The organism is Aquamicrobium defluvii, assembly GCF_004363725.1.
GTDB classification, from domain to species: Bacteria; Pseudomonadota; Alphaproteobacteria; order Rhizobiales; family Rhizobiaceae; genus Mesorhizobium; species Mesorhizobium defluvii.
On record NZ_SNZF01000043.1, the window covers coordinates 20545 to 27226 of the forward strand.

Sequence of the window (6682 nt, forward strand, 5' to 3'; positions counted from 1 at the left end):
CCATGCGCCCGACCGGACTTGAGGGAAAGACCGCGCTGGTGACGGGTGCTGGCGGCGGCATCGGCGTCGAAGTGGTGCGGCTGCTGGTGGAGGAGGGCGCAAAGGTTCTGGCCACCGACTTCGATGCGGCGTCGCTTGACGTGCTGGCCGACCTGCCGGCGGATCGGGTGATGCGCTCCGCGCTCGACGTGCGCGATTCCGCCGCCGTCGAAGCGCTGGTGGAGGCGCATGAGCGCGAGACTGGTCCCATCGATCTCGGCGTCAGCGTGGCCGGTATCCTGTCCACCGATCTCGTCACGGAAACATCGGATGAAACATGGCGCAACGTGTTCGCCGTCAACAGCGACGGCGTGTTCCATGTGGCGCGCGCGCTGGCCCGGCGCATGAAGGAGAGGCGGCGCGGCGCATGGGTGACGGTGAGTTCGAATGCTGCCGGCATCCCGCGCCATGCCATGGCCGCCTATGCGGCTTCCAAGGCGGCGGCCACCATGTTCACCCGCTGCCTGGGGCTGGAGCTGGCTCCGTTCGGCATACGCTGCAACATCGTCGCCCCCGGCTCGACTCTGACGCCGATGCAGACCGGCATGTGGGCCGATGAAAGCGGCGCGGAAAAGGTGATCGCCGGTTCCCTCGAAACGTTCCGAAGCGGCATTCCGCTGGGCAAGCTTGCGACGCCGCAAGACGTCGCCGAGGCTGTGGTTTTCCTGCTCTCCGACCGCGCCGGGCACATCACCTTGAGCGATCTTTATGTGGACGGCGGGGCGACCTTGCGCGGCTGAGCAAATATAACTTGAGTCATATTATCATGTTATGTAGAACGGAGGCGTTCTCCCAAAAGACCGCCGCTTGCGGCGGTCCCCAACTGACAGGAAAGCATCTCCATGCACGGCACTTCATCCTTCGTTTCCCGAAACCGGTCCGCTGCGGGATTGCGCTTCATCATTGCGGCGGGCGCATTGGCGCTCAGCCTCGGCACGGCGCTGGCGCAGGTCGCCTTCGATGCGCCCGATGCGAATTATCAGGGCCGCGTGCGCGCTGGCGCGGCCGAGATGGGCCAGCCGGTTTATTCCGGCTCGGAGATCAAGATTTCCGGCCAGGACTTCAAGCCCGGCCAGTCCGTGACCATCCTGCGCGGCACGCAGGCACTGGGCGACGGGGCCATCACCGCCGATCAGGAAGGCAAGTTCGAGGCGACCTTCAAGCTGCCCGAGGATGCTGCTGTCGGCACGCATCCGCTGGTGCTGACCACGGCCGCGCCCTACCACGCCGAGATCGTGGAACTGAAGGTTTCGCCGCAGGTGCCGCTGTCGGGCCAGGACAAGTTCGAGGTCAAGGACAACAAGCTGGTCCCCGGCCTCTACCAGAGCGCCTACAGCGCCAGGAACGACGGGGTGTTCGTGACCTCGGCCGTCGGCCGCCCGCCGGTCAAGGCGTCGGCTCTGGTCAAGGTGAATCCCGAGACGCTGGAGATTGTGGCGCAGGTGACGCCGGCGGAAGCGCCTGCGCGTGAGGATGGCAAGGAGGCTGGTCTCTATGCCGTCTACGGCGTTGCGGTCGATGACGCCAACGACACTGTGTGGGTGACCAACACCCGGCAGGATACGGTCGCCGTCTACAAGCAGTCCGACCTTTCGCTGGTCAGGCAGTTCGAGCCGGGCGTGGTCCCGCATGCGCGCGACGTGGTCGTGGACGAGAAGGACGGCAAGGCCTATGCCACCGCCACCGGCACGGCGAAGGTGGCGGTGTTCGACACCAAGAGCCTTGAGCAAGTCGGAGACATCGAAATCAAGAGCGGCAAGCGCGGCGAAAACTTCTCGGTCGGCAGCCTGAAGTTCGACGTGGAAAGCGGCAAGCTGTTCACCGTCAGCCTGTCTACCGACGAGGCGGCGATCATCGACGCCGCCAGCGGCGAGGTGGAGAAGGTGTTCCCCATCGAAGGCTCGCGCGGGGCCATCGGCGTCGCCTATGACGGCAGGACCAGGCGCATCTTCGTGGCCTCGCAGGGCAGCGACAACCTGCTGATCGTCGATGCCGAGAGCGGCAAGACGCTGCACAATGTGCCGGTGGGTGCTGGCGCTCTCAACGTCGCCTTCGATCCGGTCGCGAACCTCGCCTATGTCAGCAACCGCGGCGCAGGCACGGTGACCGTGGTGGATCCGGACGGCAACATCGTCGCCAATCTCGAAAATGCGCCGTTCGCCAATCATGTCGCGATTGACGGCAAGGGCGACGTTTTCGCCATCAACAAGGCGCAGGGCGGGGACAATCCGGCCAACGACCGGATCAGCAAGATCACTCCCAGGAAGTGATCGCGGGACGCGGGCCGGGCCATCGCGCCCGGCTGGCCGTCTGAAAGCAGGGGAGCACTTCGTTCCTCCTTGGCAAAATCGGTTGTAGAAATGTCAGAGCGCCGTGCATCCGTGGGATGCACGGCGTTTTTGTTCCGCAACGACATGGCGTCGTTCGCCCGCCGGGCGGCAATTCACCACGTCCTGTCGTCATCCACAGGATGCCGCCGCAAAGCTGCGGCGAATGGATGCTATTATGGCTTTCGTGAACATTCGACTTGATTGAGAGACACATGTTCACTATTGATGGATCAACCACTGGAGGACTTGACGATATGAGCATCAACATCGCCCCGACCGGTCTGGCGCGGGATCTTCGGGAGCGCGCCGCAACGGGCAAACCGATCCGCATCGGCCTCATCGGCTCGGGCGAGATGGGCACCGACATCGTCACGCGGGTGGCGCATATGTCGGGCATCGAGATCGGCGCCATATCGGAGCTCAACGTGCCGAACGCCCACAAGGCGGTGGACATTGCCTATCAGGAGCAGGGCCACTCGCGCGAGGTGGGCACGTCGTCCGAAATGACGGCGGCGATGGAAGCCGGCAAGGTCGCGGTGACCAACGATGCCGATCTCATCATCAACAACGACCTGATCGACGTGGTCATCGACGCCACCGGCGTTCCGGCGGTGGGCGCCGAAATCGGCCTGCGCGCCATGGAGCATGGCAAGCATCTGGTGATGATGAATGTCGAGGCCGACGTGACCATCGGCGCTTACCTGAAGAGCGAGGCCGACCGCCTCGGCGTCACCTATTCGTTGGGCGCGGGCGACGAGCCGTCTTCCTGCATGGAACTGATCGAGTTCGTCTCGGCCATGGGCCATCCGATCGTCGCCGCCGGCAAGGGCAAGAACAACCCGCTCAACATCGACGCCACGCCGCCCGAATACGAGGAAGAGGCGAAGCGCCGCAACATGAACGTGCGCATGCTGGTCGAGTTCGTCGACGGCTCCAAGACCATGGTCGAGATGGCGGCCATCGCCAACGCCACCGGCCTGGTGCCCGACAAGCCCGGCATGCACGGCCCCGCCGCCACGCTCGACCAGCTTTCCAGCGTGCTGATCCCGGAAAAGGACGGCGGCGTGCTCTCGAAGGTCGGCGTCGTCGACTACTCCATCGGCAAGGGCGTGGCGCCGGGCGTTTTCGTCGTCGCCGACATGTCGCATCCGCGCATCTCGGAGCGCATGGAAGACCTGAAGATGGGCAAGGGCCCGTATTTCACCTTCCATCGCCCCTATCACCTGACCTCGCTCGAAGTGCCGCTGACCTGCGCCCGCGTCGTGCTCTACGGCAAAGCCGACATGGTGCCGCTGGACAAGCCGGTGGCGGAAGTCTGCGCCGTCGCCAAGAAGGACATGCAGCCGGGCGAGAAGCTCGATGCCATCGGCGAATATTGCTACCGCGCCTGGATCATGACGGCGCCGGAAGCGCGCGCTGCCAAGGCCATTCCCTGCGGCCTGCTGCAGGGCGGCTCGGTGACCGCGCCGATCAGGAAGGGTGAACTGATCACCTATGCCAACGCCGCGCCCGCGCCGGGATCGAAGATCGCCGAACTGCGCGCCCGGCAGGACAAGCTCGTTTACGGTTGAGGAGCCTGAACATGGCCACAGCGAAAAAGGCGGCGGAACAGTCGAACCTGCCCTTCGCCTACACCCGGTACAGCCACGAACAGCTCAAGGACGTGCTGCGCAAGATGTATCTGATCCGCCGCTTCGAAGAGGGAGCGGAAGACAGCTACATGCGCGGCCTGATCCACGGCACCATGCACCTGTCCATCGGGCAGGAGGCGAGTGCCATGGGCATCTGCATGCCGCTGACCGATGAGGACCAGATCACCTCCACGCACCGCGGCCACGGCCATTCCATCGCCAAGGGCGCGGACGTGAAGAAGATGTTCGCGGAGTTCTTCGGCAAGACGACCGGCTACTGCAAGGGCCGTGGCGGCTCCATGCATATCGCGGATGTGAGCAAGGGCAATCTGGGTGCCAACGGCATCGTCGCCGGCGGCATTCCGATTGCCGTGGGGGCGGCGCTGTCGGCCAAGCGTCTCGGCAACGGCAAGGTCGTCGTTTCCTTCTTCGGCGATGGCGCCAACAACGAGGGTGCGTTTCACGAATCGCTCAACATGGCTTCCATCTGGAAGCTGCCGGTGATCTTCGTGTGCGAGAACAACGGCTACGGCATGTCCACCTCGACGGCGCGCTCGACGGCCGTGGCGAACATCGCCGACCGCGCCGCCGCCTATTCGATGCCGGGCGTGATCGTCGACGGCAACAATTTCTCCGAAGTGGCGGAAGCCTCCCATGCGGCGATCGAGCGGGCGCGGGCCGGCGAGGGGCCGACGCTGATCGAATCCAAGACCTACCGCTATCGCGGCCATTCCAAGAGCGACCGCAACCGCTATCGCACCAAGGAAGAGATCGAGGACTGGATGACCAACCGCGATCCGATCGCCCTGTTCGAGACCGAGCTGAAGGAATTCGGCGTGATCGACGATCACGGCATCGAGGCGATCCGCGAGGACGTGGCGCGCGAGATCGCGGCAGGCATCGAGTACGCCAAGGAAGGCCCCATGCCCGAAATCTCCGACCTTGCCAGATTTGTCTATACGGAAGAGGTGGCGTGATGGATGTCGCTGTGCGCGAACTGAGCTACTCGCAGGCCATTCAGGAAGCCATGGCGATTGCCATGGAGGCCGACGAGCGCGTCATCCTCATGGGCGAGGACATCGGCGTCTATGGCGGCGCCTTCCAGGTGACCGGCGATCTGGTCGAGCGCTTCGGCCCCGACCGGGTGATGGACACGCCGATCTCCGAACTCGGCGGCGCCGGCGTCGCCGTCGGTGCGGCGGTGACCGGCCTGCGCCCGATCTTCGAGTTCCAGTTTTCCGATTTCGCCACGCTCGGCATGGAGCAGATCGTCAACCAGGCCGCCAAGATGCGCTTCATGCTGGGCGGTGAGGTTTCGGTTCCGGTCGTCATGCGCTTTCCGGCCGGTTCGGGTACGGGTGCAGCAGCCCAGCACAGCCAGAGCCTCGAGGCATGGCTGGCGCATGTGCCGGGCCTCAAGGTGATCCAGCCCGCGACCCCGCATGACGTGAAGGGCATGCTGCTGGCCGCCGTCGCCGATCCCGACCCGGTGATGATCTTCGAGCACAAGCTGCTCTACAAGATGAAGGGTCCGGTGCCGGAGGGCCATTACACGGTGCCGATCGGCAAGGCCGAGGTGCGCCGCGAGGGCAGGGACCTGACCATCGTCGCCACCTCGATCATGGTTCACAAGGCGCTGGAAGCGGCGGAAACGCTGGCCGGCGAGGGCATCGACATTGAGGTCATCGACCTCAGGACCATCCGCCCCATCGACCGCGAGACGGTGATTGCGAGCGTGAAGAAGACCTCGCGCCTGCTGTGCGTCTACGAGGCGGTGAAGACGCTTGGCATCGGCGCCGAGATCAGCGCCATGATCGCCGAGAGCGAGGCGTTCGACTATCTCGACGCCCCGATCGTGCGCCTTGGCGGCGCCGAGACGCCGATCCCCTACAATCCCGAGCTGGAAAAGGCCGCCGTGCCGCAGGTGCCCGGCATCATCGCCGCCGCCCGCGATCTGGCCAAGGGAGTGCGCTGAGACATGGCCGTCGAAGTCATCCTCCCCAAGGTCGACATGGACATGGCGACCGGACAGATCTCGCGCTGGTTCTTCAAGGAAGGCGACACCGTCAAGCAGGGTGACGTGCTGTTCGAGATCGAGACCGACAAGGCGGCCATGGAGATCGACGCCCCGGCCAGCGGCATCCTGCGCAACATCACCGGCAAGGAAGGCGTGGACATTCCCGTCGGCCATGCGGTGGCGTGGATCTATGCCGAGGGCGAGGATGCAAGTGCCGCTCCGGCCGCTGCGCCTGCCGCCGAAGTGAAATCCGAAAAGCCCGAATCGTCCTCCCCCGAATCGTCCTCCCAGGACAGGTCCGCGCAGACTGCGCCCGCCGTACAGGATACGCCTGTACAGGCGGGTGCGGTCCGCGCCACGCCATTGGCGCGGCGTCTGGCCCGCGAGGCCGGCCTCGACCTTTCCGGGATTTCGGGTTCGGGCCCGCAGGGCCGGGTGGTGAAGGCCGATGTCGAGGCGGCGATTGCCGGCGGCGGGGTGAAGGCTCCTGCGGTGGCACCTGCCGGTGAAGCGGCAGCACCTGCCGCTGTCGCGCCGGCGGTGAAGCCGATGTCGGACGAGGCGGTGCTGAAGCTGTTCGAGGAGGGCTCCTACGAGCTGATCCCGCACGACAACATGCGCAGGACCATCGCACGGCGGCTGGTCGAGGCGAAGTCGACGGTGCC

Annotated in this window: 6 protein-coding genes; all 6 read left to right on the plus strand. The window is 65.1% G+C overall.

From position 1 onward, the window contains the following. Positions 1 to 2 precede the first annotated feature (2 nt). On the plus strand, positions 3 to 779 hold the full coding sequence (locus tag DES43_RS20600; protein ID WP_035033285.1) for a 2,3-dihydro-2,3-dihydroxybenzoate dehydrogenase: 777 nt from the start codon (positions 3 to 5) through the stop codon (positions 777 to 779). Positions 780 to 881: 102 nt separating this feature from the next. Beyond that, positions 882 to 2309: a YncE family protein gene (locus tag DES43_RS20605; RefSeq protein ID WP_198027581.1), complete on the plus strand. Its 1428-nt coding sequence runs from the start codon at positions 882 to 884 to the stop codon at positions 2307 to 2309. A gap of 314 nt (positions 2310 to 2623) precedes the next feature. Next, positions 2624 to 3940 carry an NAD(P)H-dependent oxidoreductase gene (locus DES43_RS20610; RefSeq protein WP_035033282.1) on the plus strand — a complete coding sequence of 439 codons (1317 nt, stop codon included), beginning with the start codon at positions 2624 to 2626 and terminating at the stop codon, positions 3938 to 3940. Between the two features lie 11 nt (positions 3941 to 3951). After that, positions 3952 to 4977 carry a thiamine pyrophosphate-dependent dehydrogenase E1 component subunit alpha gene (locus tag DES43_RS20615; RefSeq protein WP_035033279.1) on the plus strand — a complete coding sequence of 342 codons (1026 nt, stop codon included), beginning with the start codon at positions 3952 to 3954 and terminating at the stop codon, positions 4975 to 4977. Continuing rightward, a complete protein-coding gene (locus DES43_RS20620) occupies positions 4977 to 5975 on the plus strand; it encodes an alpha-ketoacid dehydrogenase subunit beta (RefSeq protein ID WP_035033277.1) in 999 nt (332 codons plus the stop codon). Before DES43_RS20615 ends, DES43_RS20620 begins: the two co-directional genes overlap by 1 nt. Before the next feature lie 3 nt (positions 5976 to 5978). Continuing rightward, positions 5979 to 6682, plus strand: a 704-nt coding sequence (locus DES43_RS20625; RefSeq protein WP_133676147.1) for an E3 binding domain-containing protein, incomplete at its 3' end; no start/stop codon positions are given.